This window comes from Streptomyces nigra (genome assembly GCF_003074055.1).
GTDB lineage: Bacteria > Actinomycetota > Actinomycetes > Streptomycetales > Streptomycetaceae > Streptomyces > Streptomyces nigra.
Map to the genome: position 1 here is coordinate 4,364,029 of NZ_CP029043.1, position 15,491 is coordinate 4,379,519.

General features: G+C 71.5%; 15 protein-coding genes. 5 read left to right on the forward strand and 10 right to left on the reverse strand.

Going from position 1 to position 15,491, the window contains the following annotated elements:
• The first annotated feature begins 94 nt into the window (after nucleotides 1-94).
• Both DC008_RS20300 and DC008_RS20305 read left to right on the forward strand, forming a co-directional pair.
• Entirely contained in the window at nucleotides 95-1,105 is a 1,011-nt protein-coding gene (locus DC008_RS20300; RefSeq protein WP_108708192.1) for a polyprenyl synthetase family protein, read from the forward strand.
• Between the two features lie 290 nt (nucleotides 1,106-1,395).
• On the forward strand, nucleotides 1,396-2,655 hold the full coding sequence (locus DC008_RS20305; protein ID WP_108708193.1) for a LolA family protein: 1,260 nt from the start codon (nucleotides 1,396-1,398) through the stop codon (nucleotides 2,653-2,655).
• A gap of 69 nt (nucleotides 2,656-2,724) precedes the next feature.
• Here DC008_RS20305 and DC008_RS20310 read toward each other — a convergent pair whose 3' ends face one another.
• From DC008_RS20310 to DC008_RS20320, 3 genes are read right to left on the reverse strand one after another with little or no spacing between them, the layout of a single operon-like run.
• Entirely contained in the window at nucleotides 2,725-3,315 is a 591-nt protein-coding gene (locus DC008_RS20310) for a flavodoxin family protein (protein WP_108708194.1), read from the reverse strand.
• Nucleotides 3,316-3,357: 42 nt separating this feature from the next.
• The gene (locus tag DC008_RS20315) at nucleotides 3,358-4,602 is read right to left on the reverse strand and encodes an amidase (RefSeq protein WP_108708195.1); all 1,245 of its coding nucleotides are present in this window, start codon (nucleotides 4,600-4,602) and stop codon (nucleotides 3,358-3,360) included.
• Nucleotides 4,603-4,605: 3 nt separating this feature from the next.
• Nucleotides 4,606-5,142: a DUF6668 family protein gene (locus tag DC008_RS20320; protein ID WP_108708196.1), complete on the reverse strand. Its 537-nt coding sequence runs from the start codon at nucleotides 5,140-5,142 to the stop codon at nucleotides 4,606-4,608.
• Between DC008_RS20320 and DC008_RS20325 the strand changes: the two genes are divergently transcribed.
• On the forward strand, nucleotides 5,129-5,389 hold the full coding sequence (locus tag DC008_RS20325; protein WP_123954017.1) for a hypothetical protein: 261 nt from the start codon (nucleotides 5,129-5,131) through the stop codon (nucleotides 5,387-5,389). The two genes, DC008_RS20320 and DC008_RS20325, sit on opposite strands and share 14 nt — an antisense overlap.
• A 7-nt stretch (nucleotides 5,390-5,396) precedes the next feature.
• Nucleotides 5,397-6,716, forward strand: coding sequence for a hypothetical protein (locus tag DC008_RS20330; protein ID WP_108708198.1), 1,320 nt, complete (start codon nucleotides 5,397-5,399; stop codon nucleotides 6,714-6,716).
• Between the two features lie 63 nt (nucleotides 6,717-6,779).
• Here the strand turns inward: DC008_RS20330 and DC008_RS20335 are convergent, their stop codons facing one another.
• From DC008_RS20335 to DC008_RS20350, 4 genes are all read right to left on the reverse strand, one after another.
• Nucleotides 6,780-7,727 (reverse strand): M28 family metallopeptidase, encoded by a 948-nt coding sequence (locus DC008_RS20335; protein ID WP_108708199.1) that lies wholly within the window; start codon nucleotides 7,725-7,727, stop codon nucleotides 6,780-6,782.
• A 203-nt stretch (nucleotides 7,728-7,930) separates the two neighbouring features.
• Complete coding sequence (locus tag DC008_RS20340) at nucleotides 7,931-8,407, reverse strand: VOC family protein (protein ID WP_108708200.1); 477 nt, start codon at nucleotides 8,405-8,407, stop codon at nucleotides 7,931-7,933.
• A 150-nt stretch (nucleotides 8,408-8,557) separates the two neighbouring features.
• Nucleotides 8,558-9,466 carry an EamA family transporter RarD gene (rarD, locus tag DC008_RS20345; RefSeq protein WP_382106232.1) on the reverse strand — a complete coding sequence of 303 codons (909 nt, stop codon included), beginning with the start codon at nucleotides 9,464-9,466 and terminating at the stop codon, nucleotides 8,558-8,560.
• Nucleotides 9,467-9,675: 209 nt separating this feature from the next.
• On the reverse strand, nucleotides 9,676-10,530 hold the full coding sequence (locus DC008_RS20350) for an SDR family oxidoreductase (RefSeq protein WP_108708202.1): 855 nt from the start codon (nucleotides 10,528-10,530) through the stop codon (nucleotides 9,676-9,678).
• 140 nt (nucleotides 10,531-10,670) lie between these two features.
• Here DC008_RS20350 and DC008_RS20355 point away from each other — a divergent pair, with 140 nt between their 5' ends.
• Complete coding sequence (locus tag DC008_RS20355) at nucleotides 10,671-11,060, forward strand: winged helix-turn-helix transcriptional regulator (RefSeq protein ID WP_108708203.1); 390 nt, start codon at nucleotides 10,671-10,673, stop codon at nucleotides 11,058-11,060.
• Nucleotides 11,061-11,216: 156 nt separating this feature from the next.
• Here the strand turns inward: DC008_RS20355 and DC008_RS20360 are convergent, their stop codons facing one another.
• From DC008_RS20360 to DC008_RS20370, 3 genes are all read right to left on the reverse strand, one after another.
• Nucleotides 11,217-12,332 carry a 2-oxoacid:ferredoxin oxidoreductase subunit beta gene (locus DC008_RS20360; RefSeq protein ID WP_108708204.1) on the reverse strand — a complete coding sequence of 372 codons (1,116 nt, stop codon included), beginning with the start codon at nucleotides 12,330-12,332 and terminating at the stop codon, nucleotides 11,217-11,219.
• Nucleotides 12,325-14,256: a 2-oxoacid:acceptor oxidoreductase subunit alpha gene (locus DC008_RS20365; RefSeq protein WP_108708205.1), complete on the reverse strand. Its 1,932-nt coding sequence runs from the start codon at nucleotides 14,254-14,256 to the stop codon at nucleotides 12,325-12,327. Before DC008_RS20365 ends, DC008_RS20360 begins: the two co-directional genes overlap by 8 nt.
• 383 nt (nucleotides 14,257-14,639) lie before the next feature.
• Entirely contained in the window at nucleotides 14,640-15,350 is a 711-nt protein-coding gene (locus tag DC008_RS20370) for a response regulator transcription factor (protein ID WP_247689225.1), read from the reverse strand.
• Nucleotides 15,351-15,491 lie beyond the last annotated feature (141 nt).

The following is a 15,491-nucleotide window of genomic DNA, read 5'->3' on the forward strand; positions in this document are numbered from 1 at the left end:
AAACGTGACCGGATACGCTGACTTGAGTGATGGCAGCGACCTATCGACAAACCGTGTAACCAGCCGAAAGACACCAGCAGACAGGAGACCCCTCGTGACCGTCGTCGGGCCGTTCGGGCTGAGCGTGCGGGACCAGGCTCTGGAAGCCGATGTCCAGGCCGGATTGGCGGCTGTCGAGGAGGGACTGCTCGAAGCCACCAAGAGTGAGGTCCCCTTCATCACCGAGGCCGCCCAGCATCTGGTGCGGGCGGGCGGGAAGCGCTTCAGGCCACTGCTGGTGATGCTCGCCGCGCGCTTCGGGGACCCGTATGCCCCGGGGATCGTGCCGTCGGCCGTGGTGGTGGAGCTGACGCATCTGGCGACGCTGTACCACGACGACGTGATGGACGAGGCCGAGGTCCGGCGCGGGGTGGACAGCGCGAACACCCGCTGGGGGAACTCCGTCGCGGTCCTGACCGGCGACTTCCTCTTCGCGCGCGCCTCGCACATCCTGGCCGACCTCGGGCCGGAGGCGGTGCGGGTGCAGGCCGAGGCGTTCGAGCGGCTGGTCACCGGGCAGATCCTGGAGACGGCCGGGCCGCAGGACGGCCGGGACCCCGTGGAGCACTATCTCGATGTGCTGAGCGGCAAGACCGGCTCGCTGGTCGCGGTGTCCTGCCGCTTCGGGGCGATGATGTCGGGCGCCGACGAGACCGTGGTCGACGTGCTCACGCAGTACGGCGAGCGGCTCGGGGTCGCCTTCCAGCTGGCGGACGACGTCCTGGACATCGCGAGCGACTCCCATGAGTCCGGCAAGACGCCCGGCACCGATCTGCGCGAGGGCATCCCGACGCTGCCGGTGCTGCGGCTGCGCGAGCGTGCGGAGCGCCTGGGGCTGCCGGAGGACATCGCCCTGTGCGAGCTGCTGGACTCCGACCTCAGCGACGACGACCGGCTCGCCGAGGCGCTGGCCGCCCTGCGCGGGCACCCGGCGCTGGAGCAGGCGCGCCGGGACACCGTCCGCTACGCGGAGGACGCGCGTGCCGCGCTGGCGCCGCTGCCGGAGAACGACGCGAAGGCCGCGCTGATGGAGCTGTGCGACGCCGTGGTGCACCGGGCCGGCTGAGGCGCTCGGCCCCCCACCCCGTCGCACCCTCGCAACGTCCACTCCCTCGACCCCTACGGGTCGGGGGACGTCCACCCCTCCGGCGTCATACCGCAGGTGTACGCGGAGTTGGCTCCGCAGGTTGACGAAACTCCCTGCCCGATTTGGTCAGATGGACATCACGGAAACCCCAGTCCTCACCGGTTCGGGTGAGAATGGCGGCCTCAGGGGTGGACGGATGCCGGGTCGGGAGACCCACGGGCGCGAAGACGGAACGGACGGCCGCCGCCGACGACGGAGGTAGGGCACACATGGCACCGTACGAAGTCGACGACAGTACGACCGCAGGGGAGGGCGACGACTCGCGTGCGGGCCGGCGCAGGGCCGCACGGTACGTCGTCCCGGTCACGGTGGTGGGGATCGCCGCGGCGACGATCGGGCTGGTCCCGGCGCTCGCCGACGCCGGGGACCCGGACCTGCCGGAGATCACGGCGCAGCAACTGATCGAGAAGATCGCCGAGTCGGACGTCCAGCAGCTGTCCGGCACCTTCAAGATCACGACGGATCTGGGGCTGCCCGACCTCGGCGGCCTGGAGTCGAGCCTCACCTCGGGCATCACGGGGTCGGGATCGGGCGACGGTTCCTCCGCCGACCCGTCGGCCAGGCTGACCGAACTGGCGTCCGGCACTCACACCCTGCGCGTCGCCGTCGACGGCGAGGACCGGCAGAAGCTGTCCCTCGTGGACAACGGCTCCGAGTACAGCCTCATCCACAACGGCAAGGACGTCTGGGGCTACGACAGCAAGTCCGACGAGGTCTTCCACGGCACCGCCGACGACGCGGAGCGGAAGAGCATGGGCAGGTCCGAGGAGGTCCCGGCCAGCCCCAAGGAGCTCACCGAGGAGGCGCTGAAGGCGGTCGACGACACGACGTCGGTCACCGTCGACGGCACCGCGCACGTCGCCGGCCGGGACGCCTACCGGCTGCTCATCAAGCCGAAGCAGTCGGGCACCACGGTCGGCGCGATCACCGTGGCGGTGGACGCGAAGACCGGGCTGCCGCTGAAGTTCACGCTGACCCCGGCCGGCGGTGGCTCCGCCGTGGTCGACGCCGGTTTCACGCAGGTCAGCTTCGCCAAGCCCGCCGCCTCCACCTTCGACTTCACCCCGCCCAAGGGGGCGAAGGTCACCGAGGAGGGCGAGTCGGCCGGGGACGAGGGCGACGCCCGCAAGGAGTTCGACAAGGAGCTGGAGAAGGGCTTCGGCTCCAAGGCGCCCGCGCCCGGTCACTCCGGCAAGGGGGCCGAAGGCGGTCCCGAGATCATCGGCGAGGGCTGGAACACGGTGGCGGTCTTCGACACCGGCGGCACCGGCGTTCCGTCCGGGTCCGAGGTCGGCGGCGACCTGGGCGGGTTCCTCGACTCGCTGGGCGACAAGGCCGGCGGGAAGTTCGGCTCGGGCACGGTCTTCTCGACTCGCCTGATCAACGCCCTGATCACCGACGACGGCAAGGTCTACGTCGGCGCGGTCGACAAGGCCACGCTCGTGAAGGCGGCCGACTCGGCCGAGTAGCTCCGCGAAGTGAGATGACTGCGGCCCGGCCCCCCGTGGGTCGGGCCGCAGTCGTACCGGGTGCAGCGGTCAGGCGGCCCGGTCCTCGTACGCGAAGCGTGCGAGCGGTGCCTCCTGGGCGAAGAAGGTCTTCGCCCGGCTCAGCGCCTCCTCGTCCCGCAGTACGTCGCCGGGCTTGCTGCCGTTGCCGAGCAGCACCCCGCCGAACCGCATCCCCATGTAGGCGGCCGAGTTGCTGAGGGTGCCGATCAGCGGATCGGCGACCACCTGCTCGTCGTGGGCGAGTGCGGTGACGCCCCAGAGGGTGCGCCCGGCCAGGGTGGCCTTGAAGTCGAGGCCGGGGGTGCGCAGCCAGCCCGACCAGTGGTCGAGGTAGCGCTTGACGTGCGCGGACACCGCGTACCAGTACAACGGCGAGACGATCACGACGTCCGTGGCCGCGAGCGTGGCGTCCAGCAGGAGCGCGACGTTCCCCTCCGTCGGCCGCACATGGTCGCTGTCGTGGCGCAGATCCTCGAAGTCGGGCAGCGGGTGGGCCGCGAGGTCGATCCACTGCTGTTCCACGCCCTCGGGCAGTTGCTCGGCGGCGCGGCGGGCCAGCAGTTCGGTGTTGCCGTCCGGACGGCTGCTGCCGAGGACGAACAGGAAGCGGCGGGTCATCGGTCCCCCAGGTGATGTGCACGGCGATTAAGTGCCTCTGCATTATATGCGTGTGCATGTAGCTGTCCAGGGACCCAGAACGCCCTCGGCCGCCTCCGCCACCGCGAGGAGGGAGGCCTCCCGGCCGTGCGCCGCCACCAGATGCAGCCCCACCGGGCAGCCGTCCGGCCCGAATCCGGCCGGTACGCTGATCGCCGGATGCCCGCTCAGGTTGAACGCCCAGGTGAGCGCGGTGGAGTACCGGTCGCCTGGACCCTCGTGACCGTGCGGCGGGGTGGGGGCCGTCGGCGTCAGAAGCAGGCGGGTGCGGTCGAAGAGGGCGGCGAGGCGACGGTCGTTGACGGCCCGGATGTGCCCGGCGGCCTTGGGGGAGGAGTCCGCGTCGGGCCTGCGCAGGGCGAGCCATGCCGGGGCCGGGTCCTTCAGCCGGAAGGGGTGCTCCGTATCCACGAGCCGGACGACACCGGCCTCGGCGAGCCGCGCGGTGGCGGCGTGCGCCACCGCCACGACCTCCGGATCGGGGCAGGCGAAACCGAGGTCGGGGGACCAGAGGGCGGTGGGTGCGGGCGGCTCGGGTGGGATGGCCGACTCGGGTGGCTCGAACGCGCGGGGGCGCGTGTCTCCCGCCATCACGCCCCAGTACGCCGCCGCGTCCGCCACGCGCCGCGTGAGTACCCCGGGCGCCATGAGCCCGGTGGGATCCGTGGTGGGGAAGCGGCCGTTGGTCACCTTCAGGCCGACGCCCCCGCACCACGCGGCCGGAATCCGTACCGACCCGGCGCCGTCGTTCCCCGTGGCGAGCGGCACCAGCCCCGCCCCGACCGCCGCCGCCGAACCGGCCGACGAGCCGCCCGGCGTACGGTCGGGCCGCCAGGGATTGACCGTACGGCCGTACCGTCCCGCACCCCAGGTCTGCCACGGGGTCCCCGGCCCCGGTACGGACGTCGCGCCGACCGGCACGCATCCCGCCGCGAGCAATGGGCCCGCCGTACGCAGCCCGTGTCGGCCTTTCACCCCGATCGGGACTCCGGCCAGCGGCAGGTGTTCGCCCGCGTCGATCCGGGCGTCCACCTCGCGGGCGCACTCCAGTGCCCGTTCGTCCCACACCTCGGCGAAGGCGGACAGGGCGCGGTCGAGGCGCTCGATCCGGGCGAGGGCGTCCGTGGTCACGTCGACCGCGCGCACGGTCCCCGCCCGGACGGCCGAGGCGATCGACACGGCTGAGCGAGCCGAGATCGGGGGCTGGGAGCCGGGCTCCTCGGATGTGGTGGGGCTGCGGCCCGGCATGGGTCAGCGCCCGTGGCCGGTCAACCGCGCCAGCACCTCCGTCTGCCGAGGTGGCGGGGCCGGAGGGCCGGGCGGATCGCCGAGCCGCCAGTCCGGCACCCACGGCACCCGGTACACGTCGATCACCGATTCGAGTGCGCTGACGCGCTCGGCGAGGGGGCGCGGCAGCCGGCCAGGAGCGTCCGCGACCAGCACGACGCCTTCGAGGTCCAGCCCCTGCGGAGCCGCCCCGCGCCGGAAGAGGTCGAGGGCGCCGGGCACGGCGGCCAGCCCGGACGCGTGGGTCCGCGCGACGAGCAGCACCGAGCGCGGGTCGTGCGGGCCGGGCCAGTTCCGCCCGCAGTCCTGGCCGCCGTACACCGTCGCGAGGGTCGTGACGCCCGCCCCGCCGTGCAGGCCGATCCAGGAGAAGCGCCGGGGGGTGCGGGAGGAGGGTGGGGACGGGGGCGGCGGTTCGTCGGGAAGGGGGACCGGTCCGCGCAGCCAGATCTCCGGGCCCCGGCCGGACGGCCCCTGCTGTTCCCGCATGTCGGTGCGCATGCCCGCGCTCCTCCCTCGTCACGCCATGATCCCGGTGTGGGGGAGGCATGAGAACGCCGTGACGTGGCACAAGCTCCTGGAACGAGTCTGTGACGTCCCGGTGACGCCCGCGCCGCCCGCGGCCGGAGAGACTCGACAGTACGCGTACGACGTGTCCGGCGTTGACGAGGTGTTCGACGTCGACGACGTGTTCGACGTCCACGATGTGTCCGACCTGAACGACCGCCTGCCCGGCGCATGCGAGTGAGGAAGCGATGTCTCGTCTCAGCCGCGTGATGAAGCGGGAACAGAAACGTGCCGCGTCCGCCGAGGGATCCGTGGCGCCGGCGCCGATCGACGTACGCGTCCCGGTCGCCGGGCCCGGCGCGTCGATCGGCGGCGTGCCCGTCACCGCGGCGCCGGGCGAGGAGATCCAGCGGGCCGTGCTGACCCACCTGCACCGGATCGCCGTGGCCGCCGGGCACCCGGTGCACGCGATGGTCCACGACGAGCGCATCGGGTACGTCGTGCCGCTGTGCGTGGAGCAGGACGGTTCCAGCCGCTACACCGCCGAGCCGTTGCGCACGGAGCCCGCACGCGTACCCGACGCGCCGGGTGTGTCGGTGCCGCCCGCCTCTTCCGTCGTGGAACCCGAGGAGGACCGGGCCACGCGGGTCCTCCGGCCACGGAGGGCGCCCGAGCCGGACGCGCCGCCCACGTTCCGGCTGCGTACGGTGTCCCGGCGGACGGATGACGCGGCTTCCGGCACGGTCGCGGCCCCGCTGGGGGAGTTCGGGCCACCGCCGGTCATGGACGGCTACGGGCGTGCCGCCGACGCCGGGTCCACGGACGCCCCGGCGCCGGGCGCCCGGACTTCGGACGCCTCGGCCCCGGGCGCCCGGGCTTCGGACGCCCGGGCTTCGGACGCCCCGGCTCCGGACGCCCGGACTTCGGACGTACGCGTGGCGCCGGAGCCGCGACCCCTCCCGACCGCATCCGCCGTATCGGACCCGGAGTCGCTTCCGGTCTCGGCCCCCGAGCCCGCGCCGCCCCGAGGCTTCGACGCCGTCGCCGAGTCCGTGCTCGACGACGGCGCGCAGTCGCAGCCCGGTGCCGCCGCCGACGTCTCGCCGCTCGCCGGGCCGATGGCGCGGGTCCACGACGCCGTGCGCGCGGGGCGGACCGCCGAGGCGGCCGAGCTGGTGGGGCGGACGGTGGCCGAGGCTGCCGCCCTGCTGGGCGCCGACCACGCCGAAGTGCTCCGGATGCGCGAACTCGACGCCTACATCGCCTACTTGGCGGGCGAGCCGGAGCGTGCCTTCGCGCTGGCCCTCGACGTGGCGTGGGCGTACCGCCGGGCCGGGGACGCGGAGGCGTCGTACAGCAGCCTCCAGGGCGCGGCCACGGCCTGGCGGGCCGTCCGGGATCCGGCACTGGGCCAGGACCTCGGCCGGAACCTCCTCGGCCTGTGGAGCGAACTCGTCGCCGAGGGGGTTCCGACCGCCGAGGAGGCCGAGGAGCTGGAGTCGGCCCGGGCCCGTATGGACCGGCTCGCGGCACGGGCCGCCCGGGCCGACGGAGCGACGGGCGCCTGATCGCGACGGGCGCTCGTCGCTACGAGCGCCTGATATTCACCGGCGCCCGTCGCTCACGAGCGCCTAGTCGGACAGCTCCCACACCGCGTGGGCGAGGGCGTCGCTGTTGCGGTCGAGTGCGGTGTCGTTGATGTTGGAGGTCGTGTCGCAGGACGAGTGGTAGCAGCGGTCGAAGGACTGCCCCGCCGTGCCGCCCCACTTGGCCGCCTGTGCGGAGGTCTTCGCACGGCTCGCCCCGGTGAACAGCCCGCCCACCGGCACGCCCGCGCTCTTGAAGGGCGCGTGGTCGGAGCGTCCGTCGCCCTCGGTCTCGATCTCCGTCGCGACGCCGAGACCGGCGAAGTAGTCCTTGAAGGTCTTCTCGATCGTGGGGTCGTCGTCGTAGACGAAGTACCCGGCGTTCCGGGAGCCGATCATGTCGAAGTTCAGATAGCCGGTGATCTTCGCGCGGTTGGCGCTGGACAGGTTGTTGACGTAGTAGCGGGAGCCGACGAGCCCCAGCTCCTCCGCGCCCCACCAGGCGAAGCGCAGATGCTTCGCCGGCCGGTGGGCGGCCCGGGACACGGCGAGCGCGGTCTCCAGGACCGCCGCCGAGCCGGAGCCGTTGTCGTTGATGCCGGGTCCCGAGGTGACGCCGTCGAGGTGCGAGCCGGCCATGAGGACCTGGTCGGGGTCACCGCCGGGCCAGTCGGCGATGAGGTTGTAGCCGGTGCGGCCGGACGACGTGAACTGCTGGATGGTCGTCGTGTAGCCGGCGGCGTCCAGCTTGGCCTTCACGTAGTCGAGGGACGCCTTGAAGCCGGGGCGGCCGTGGGCGCGGTTGCCGCCGTTGGCCGTGGCGATGGACTGGAACTGGCTGAGGTGCGCCTTCACGTTCGCGAGCGGGATGTCGGGCGCGGCGGCGAGGGGCTGAGCCGTCGGCGACGCGCCTGCTATGGATCCGCCGGTGAGCAGGAGGGCAACCGCGACGGCACCAGCCGCCGTCGCGCGCCCGGAGACGGAGAGCTTCATGTGGGGGGCTCCCGAAGTCCAGGGGGATCCTGTGGGATGGCCACAGGGGTCCGGGTGAATGGGGTGACTGGATGGTCAGGCAGAATCTGACTTTCCGTCAAGAGTGCCGTCCGGACACGGCGTTCACCCGGTGACGAGCGTTCACCCGGCGATGAGCGTTCACTCGGCACGCGGCAGCGACCTCTGCCGATATGGCGTGCAGCTCATTGCACGCAGAATTCGTTCCCCTCCGGGTCCGTCATGGTCACCCACTCACCGGCCGGTTCGCTCACCCGCCGCAGTACGCCCGCCCCCAGCTTCTCCAGCCGCTCCACCTCGGCCTCGCGCGCCCCGGCCGCCGCGTGGACGTCCAGGTGCAGCCGGTTCTTCACGGTCTTGGGCTCCGGCACCCGCTGGAACAGCAGCCGCCGCCCCAGACCGGTCCCGCTGTCCTCGTCGTACGGGTCGTCCGGATGCCGTACGGCCACCAGGTCCCGGAACGCGAGCCGGCCGTGGAACTCGACGGTGGCCTCCCGGGGCAGCGCGCCCGCCTCCAGGAGCCGTTCGATGAGCGCGTCGTTGTCCTCGACCTCGTAGTGCAGCGCGGCCGCCCAGAAGTCGGCCTGCGCCTGCGGGTCGGCGCAGTCGACGACGACCTTCCAGTGCAGCGGGGCGGGGCGGTTCGCGGGTTCCTGAGTCATGCGACCACTTGTAGGGGGCGGCTGTTCGGGGCGCAACGGGAATCGCCAGTCGGCGTAATCCCGTTGCCGCCCCCGGGATTGCGGTGTCAGGCGTCCACGGCCGTCGAGGAATGCGGTGCGAGGCGTTCGCAGCCGCCGGGGATTGTCGTGTCAGGCGTCCACGGCCGCCGAAGCCGACGAGGCCGGCTTCTCCGCAGTGCGCGGTGCGGCGGCGATCGCGGCGGCGACCCTGGCCCGCCGCGCGGCACGCCACGCGTCCGCCGTGAGCAGCGTCAGCGCCAGCCACACCAGCGCGAACCCGGCCCACCGCTCGGCCGGCATGGCCTCGTGGAAGTACAGGATGCCGAGCAGGAACTGGAACACCGGCGCCAGGTACTGCAGCAGGCCCAGCGTCGACAGCGGCACGCGGATCGCCGCCGCGCCGAAGCAGACGAGCGGCAGCGCGGTCACGATGCCGGTGGCCGCGAGCAGCGCCATGTGCCCGGCGCCCTCGGTCGCGAACGTCGACTCGCCCTGCGCCGACAGCCACACCAGATAGCCCACGGCGGGCAGGAACTGGATCGCGGTCTCCGCGGCCAGCGACTCCACCCCGCCCAGGTTGACCTTCTTCTTCACGAGTCCGTACGTGGCGAAGGAGAACGCGAGGGTGAGGGAGATCCACGGCGGCCGGCCGTAACCGACCGTGAGGACGACGACCGCGGCGAAGCCGATCCCGACCGCCGCCCACTGCACGGGCCGCAGCCGTTCCTTCAGGAGCAGCACGCCCATGGCGATCGTGACGAGCGGGTTGATGAAGTACCCGAGCGACGCCTCGACCACATGGCCCGAGTTCACGGACCAGATGTAGACGCCCCAGTTCACGGTGATCACCGCGGCGGCCACCGCGACCAGCGCCAGCCGCCGGGGCTGCCGCAGCAGCTCGCCCGCCCAGGCCCAGCGCCGGACGAACACCAGCGCGACGGCCACGAACGCCAGGGACCACGCCATCCGGTGGGCGAGGATCTCGACGGCGCCGGCCGGCTTGAGCAGCGGCCAGAAGAGGGGGACCAGCCCCCACATGCCGTACGCCGCGAATCCGTTCAGCAGGCCTATGTGCCGCTCGCCCCTGGACTTCCGGGTCACGGCCCCTCCTTCACGCTCTCACCCCGGTCGCGCGGCCGCTGCCACGAACCCGCTCGAAGGTAACGCCGAAGACCCCCGCCTGTCATGTCCGTATCGCCATACGGTCATGACAGGCGGGGGTGCGCCTGGCGTGGGCGGGGCCGGGCTCAGCCCTTGAGCGCGGCGGCGATCGCGTCGGCGAGCGGTGTGGTCGGGCGGCCCGCCAGACGGGACAGGTCACCGCTGTCGATGACCAGCTCCCCCTTGGCGATCGAGGTGTCCACGCCCGCCAGGATCGCGGCGAACGGCTCGGGGACCCCCGCACCGGCCAGGATTCCGGTCAGCGTCTCGGCGGAGACGGGGTTCTCGGCGATCTCCCGGCCGGTCTGCCGGCTCAGCTCCGCCGCGTACTCACCGAAGCTCCAGGCGACGTCGCCGCCCAGCTCGTACGTCGTGTTCTCGTGCCCCTCGCCGGTCAGTACGGCGACGGCGGCCGCCGCGTAGTCGGCGCGGGCGGCGGAGGAGACCCGGCCGTCACCGGCGGCGTGCGTGACGGCGCCGTGCTCCAGCACCGGGGCGAGGTTCTCGGTGTAGTTCTCGTGGTACCAGCCGTTGCGCAGCAGCACATACGGCACACCCGAGGCGAGCAGCGCCTCCTCGGTGGCCCGGTGGTCGTCGGCGAGGGCGGCGGTCAGCGAGCCGGGGGCGCTGGTGTAGGCGAGGAGGGTGACACCGGCGGTCCTCGCGGCCTCGATGACCGTGCGGTGCTGGGCGACCCGGGCGCCGCCGACCTCGCTGCCCGAGATGAGGAGCACCTTGTCGCCGGCGGCGAACAGGCCGTCGAAGGTCTCCGGCGCGTTGTAGTCGGCGACGGCGATCCGTACGCCGCGTGCGGCGAGGTCGGCCGCCTTCTCGGCGGTGCGGGCGACGGCGGTGACCTGGTCGGCCGGAACCTTCTCCAGCAGCTGCTCCACGACATGGCGGCCCAGGTTCCCGGTGGCTCCGGTGACGACGATGCTCATGATCAGAACTCCTTGTGGGGTGCGGTGTCACTCACCCTAGGACCAGCACTAACTGTTGGAAAGTACCCACTTTGAAGTAAGGTACGGGCATGGCAGTAAGTACCGTCTCGACCGCACCCGGCGCCGCGGGCACGTCCCGCATGGCGCCCGGCACGTACACGGCCGGCGAGGAGATGTGCCCGTACCGCCTGGTCCTGGAGCATGTGACCAGCCGCTGGGGCGTCCTCGTCCTGATGGAACTGCTCGACCGCCCGTACCGCTTCAGCGAGCTGCGCCGGACGATCGGGCGGGTCAGCGAGAAGATGCTGACCCAGACGCTCCAGACCCTGGAGCGCGACGGCCTGGTCCACCGCGACGCCAAACCGGTGATCCCGCCGAGGGTCGACTACTCCCTGACCGACCTCGGCCGCGAGGCCGCCGAACAGGTGCGCGCCCTCGCCCTGTGGACCGAGCGCCGGATGGACGACGTGCAGCGGGCGCGCGAGGCGTACGACAGCCGTAAGAGCGACGCGACGGCGGAACGGGGCTGACCGCCCGGCCGGCGCTGGTCAGGCCCCACGGACCAGGCCCCACGGAACAGCACCAGGTCCCACGAAACAGCAGCGGCGCCACGGAACAGCAAGGGGGCGGCCCGGAGCACACGCTCCCGACCGCCCCCGAGCCACACGATCATGACCCGGCCGAGGTCAGCCCACGACCGTCCAGGTGTCGCCGCCGGCCATCAGCGCCGCCAGATCACCCTTGCCGTTCTGATCGATCGCGGTGTCGAGCTGCTCGGACATGAGCGTGTCGTACACCGGGCGGTCCACCGCGCGGAACACCCCGATCGGCGTGTGGTGCAGGGTGTCCGGATCGGCCAGCCGGGAGAGGGCGAACGCCGTCGTCGGGGACGCGGAGTGCGCGTCGTGGACCAGGATCCGAGACTCGTTCTCCGGGGTCACCGTCACGACCTTCAGATCACCCGTGGCGGCGTCCCGCACGACACCCCGCGAACCTCCCCCACTCTCGGCTTCGCTCGAGCGGGAGGTGCCCCCACCCCCGAAGCGGATCGGCTGCCCGTGCTCCAGCCGGATCACCGCCTCCTCCGCCTGCTGTCTGTCCTTCAGCACCTCGAAGGCGCCGTCGTTGAAGATGTTGCAGTTCTGGTAGATCTCGATCAGCGCCGTCCCCTGGTGGGCGGCCGCCTCCCGCAGCACCTGCGTGAGGTGCTTGCGGTCCGAGTCGACCGTGCGCGCCACGAACGACGCCTCGGCGCCGAGCGCGAGCGACACCGGGTTGAAGGGTGCGTCCAGCGAACCCATCGGCGTCGACTTGGTGATCTTGCCGAGCTCGGAGGTCGGGGAGTACTGCCCCTTCGTCAGACCGTAGATCCGGTTGTTGAACAGCAGGATCTTGAGGTTGACGTTGCGGCGCAGGGCGTGGATCAGGTGGTTGCCGCCGATGGACAGCGCGTCACCGTCGCCCGTGACCACCCACACCGACAGATCGCGGCGCGAGGTCGCGAGCCCGGTCGCGATCGCGGGCGCCCGCCCGTGGATGGAGTGCATCCCGTACGTGTTCATGTAGTAGGGGAAGCGCGACGAGCAGCCGATGCCCGAGACGAAGACGATGTTCTCCTTGGCCAGGCCCAGTTCCGGCATGAAGCCCTGCACCGCGGCGAGGATCGCGTAGTCACCGCAGCCGGGGCACCAGCGCACCTCCTGGTCGGACTTGAAGTCCTTCATGGACTGGCGGGCCGTGGCCTTGGGGATGAGCGAGAGCGCCTCGATCGTGCCCGTGCCTTCCGGGGACGTCTCAGGCATCGATGGCCTCCTTCAGAGCCTTGGCGAGCTGTTCCGCCTTGAACGGCATGCCGTTGACCTGGTTGTACGAGTGGGCGTCCACCAGGTACTTCGCCCGGACCAGGGTGGCGAGCTGCCCGAGGTTCATCTCGGGGATCACCACCTTCTCGTACCGTGCGAGCACCGCGCCCAGGTTGCGCGGGAACGGGTTCAGATGCCGCAGATGGGCCTGCGCGATCGACTCACCCGCGGTGCGCAGTCTGCGGACCGCCGCCGTGATCGGGCCGTACGTCGATCCCCACCCCAGCACCAGCGTGGTCGCCTCGTGCGGATCGTCGACCTCCAGGTCCGGGACCTCGATGCCGTCGATCTTCGCCTGGCGGGTGCGCACCATGAAGTCGTGGTTGGCGGGAGCGTACGAGATGTTGCCCGTGCCGTCCTCCTTCTCGATGCCGCCGATGCGGTGCTCCAGACCCGGCGTGCCCGGGACCGCCCACGGGCGGGCGAGCGTCTGCGGGTCGCGCTTGTACGGCCAGAACACCTCGCTGCCGTCGTCCAGGGTGTGGTTCGGCCCCTGGGCGAACTGCACCGTCAGATCCGGCAGCTCGTCGACCTCCGGGATCCGCCACGGCTCGGAGCCGTTCGCCAGATAGCCGTCCGACAGCAGCATCACGGGTGTGCGGTACGTCAGCGCGATCCGGGCCGCCTCCAAGGCCGCGTCGAAGCAGTCCGCCGGGGTGCAGGGGGCGATCACCGGGACCGGTGCCTCGCCGTTGCGCCCGTACATCGCCTGCAGAAGGTCCGCCTGCTCGGTCTTCGTCGGCAGACCGGTGGAGGGACCGCCGCGCTGGATGTCGATGACCAGCAGCGGCAGCTCCAGCGACACGGCGAGCCCGATGGTCTCCGACTTCAGGGCCACACCCGGACCGGACGTCGTGGTCACCGCGAGCGAACCGCCGAAGGCCGCGCCGAGCGCCGCCCCGATCCCGGCGATCTCGTCCTCGGCCTGGAAGGTGCGTACGCCGAAGTTCTTGTGCCGGCTCAGCTCGTGCAGGATGTCCGAGGCCGGGGTGATCGGGTACGACCCCAGGTACAGCGGCAGGTCGGCCTGCCGGGACGCCGCGATCAGGCCGTACGACAGGGCGAGGTTCCCGGAGATGTTCCGGTAGGTGCCGACGGGGAACGCCTTCGTCGCCGGGGCGATCTCGTAGGAGACGGCGAAGTCCTCCGTCGTCTCGCCGAAGTTCCAGCCCGCGCGGTAGGCGGCGATATTGGCGGCCGCGATATCGGGCTTCTTGGCGAACTTCGACTTCAGGAACTTCTCCGTGCCCTCCGTGGGCCGGTGATACATCCAGCTGAGCAGGCCCAGCGCGAACATGTTCTTGCTGCGCTCGGCCTCTTTACGGGTGAGGTCGAATTCCTTCAGCGCCTCGACCGTGAGGGTCGTCAGCGGCACCGGGTGAAGGCTGTAACCGTCGAGGGACCGGTCCTCCAGGGGCGAGGTGTCATAGCCGACCTTCTGCATCGCCCGTTTGGTGAACTCGTCCGTGTTGACGATGATCTCCGCCCCGCGCGGAAGATCGCCGATATTGGCCTTGAGAGCCGCCGGATTCATCGCGACCAGCACGTTCGGCGCGTCGCCCGGGGTCAGGATGTCGTGGTCGGCGAAGTGCAGTTGGAAGGACGACACGCCCGGCAGCGTGCCGGCGGGGGCCCGGATCTCCGCCGGGAAGTTCGGCAGGGTCGACAGATCGTTGCCGAAGGACGCCGTCTCCGAGGTGAAGCGGTCCCCGGTGAGCTGCATACCGTCGCCCGAGTCCCCGGCGAAACGGATGATCACCCGATCCAGCCGGCGTACGTCCTTCGTCGTCCCTGCCGGTTTGCGCTGCTCTCCCACGACGGCTTCGTCGGCCTGCTCCGCTGGGCTACTGACCTGGCTGGTCACTGAACTGGACCTCCCTCGAGGCGGCTGTCTGGGCTGGCCTTCCCGCAAGCCTTCCCAGGATCAACCCTACGTCCGCAAAGGTCGCTCTCCCGGGGCCATTCGCATGACGGACTCGATGATGAAACCGCGCCCCGCCTTTGCTCCCCATGATTCACAAGCCCCCCGGTGCTGAACGTGAAGACGCTGCGACTTCTTCCTTCGGTTGCCGTTCGATTGCCGTCCGATTATCGAACCCCTGACCGAACCCTTGTGGGAATCCCTCGGCCGATTCCCGCCGACCCGATTCCCGCCGACCCGAACTCCCGACGGGCCGCGTCGGGAGTTCGCACAGGTCAGGCGTCCGGTCACGTCAGGAGACCGGTCATGTCAGGAGTCCGGAGACGTCAGGAGTTCAGATAGGTGAGGACCGCGAGGACCCGCCGGTGGTCCCCGTCGCTCGGGGACAGCCCGAGCTTGAGGAAGATGTTGCTGACGTGCTTCTCCACGGCTCCGTCGCTCACCACCAGCTGCCGGGCGATCGCCGAGTTGGTCCGGCCCTCCGCCATCAGCCCGAGCACCTCCCGCTCCCGCGGAGTGAGCCCGGCGAGCACGTCCTGCTTGCGGCTGCGGCCCAGCAGCTGGGCCACGACCTCCGGGTCGAGGGCCGTACCCCCCTGGGCCACCCGCACCACGGCGTCCACGAACTCCCTGACCTCCGCGACGCGGTCCTTCAGCAGATAGCCGACCCCGCGGCTGGACCCGGCCAGCAGCTCTGTGGCGTACCGCTCCTCCACGTACTGCGAGAGGACGAGTACCCCCAGACCGGGGTGCGCCTTGCGCAGCTGCACGGCCGCCCGCACCCCTTCGTCCGTGTGCGTCGGCGGCATCCGTACGTCCGCGACCACCACGTCCGGCAGCTCGCCCTGGGCGTCCAGCTCCGTGATGGTCTTGATCAGCGCCTCACCGTCCCCGACACCCGCCACCACGTCGTGCCCGCGGTCGGTCAGCAGCCGCGTCAGTCCCTCCCTCAGCAGCACCGAATCCTCGGCGATGACCACCCGCACCCTGTCCTCCACGATCCTCGGCCCCCCGCGCCCTGGGAATCGGCCGGGCATCCCCCGGCCCTGATGTCCTCGCGACCTCAGTATCCCGCGTGCGGCTCGCTCGGAGGGGGCCTGTGGACAACCCGCACACGGCGATCCGGCCCCGAACATCCGGAGCCGGATCCTCACTTGTCACCCCACCGATGCGGGGAC

Coding starts and splice junctions, on each gene's coding strand:
- DC008_RS20350 (WP_108708202.1), bottom strand. CDS start 10,530: ATGAGCATCGTCGTCACCGGAGCCACCGGGAACCTGGGCCGCCATGTC.
- rarD (WP_382106232.1), bottom strand. CDS start 9,466: ATGTGGGGGCTGGTCCCCCTCTTCTGGCCGCTGCTCAAGCCGGCCGGC.
- DC008_RS20320 (WP_108708196.1), bottom strand. CDS start 5,142: ATGCGCACCGACATGCGGGAACAGCAGGGGCCGTCCGGCCGGGGCCCG.
- DC008_RS20335 (WP_108708199.1), bottom strand. CDS start 7,727: ATGAAGCTCTCCGTCTCCGGGCGCGCGACGGCGGCTGGTGCCGTCGCG.
- DC008_RS20305 (WP_108708193.1), top strand. CDS start 1,396: ATGGCACCGTACGAAGTCGACGACAGTACGACCGCAGGGGAGGGCGAC.
- DC008_RS20310 (WP_108708194.1), bottom strand. CDS start 3,315: ATGACCCGCCGCTTCCTGTTCGTCCTCGGCAGCAGCCGTCCGGACGGC.
- DC008_RS20340 (WP_108708200.1), bottom strand. CDS start 8,407: ATGACTCAGGAACCCGCGAACCGCCCCGCCCCGCTGCACTGGAAGGTC.
- DC008_RS20315 (WP_108708195.1), bottom strand. CDS start 4,602: ATGCCGGGCCGCAGCCCCACCACATCCGAGGAGCCCGGCTCCCAGCCC.
- DC008_RS20370 (WP_247689225.1), bottom strand. CDS start 15,350: ATGCCCGGCCGATTCCCAGGGCGCGGGGGGCCGAGGATCGTGGAGGAC.
- DC008_RS20325 (WP_123954017.1), top strand. CDS start 5,129: ATGTCGGTGCGCATGCCCGCGCTCCTCCCTCGTCACGCCATGATCCCG.
- DC008_RS20355 (WP_108708203.1), top strand. CDS start 10,671: ATGGCGCCCGGCACGTACACGGCCGGCGAGGAGATGTGCCCGTACCGC.
- DC008_RS20360 (WP_108708204.1), bottom strand. CDS start 12,332: ATGCCTGAGACGTCCCCGGAAGGCACGGGCACGATCGAGGCGCTCTCG.
- DC008_RS20330 (WP_108708198.1), top strand. CDS start 5,397: ATGTCTCGTCTCAGCCGCGTGATGAAGCGGGAACAGAAACGTGCCGCG.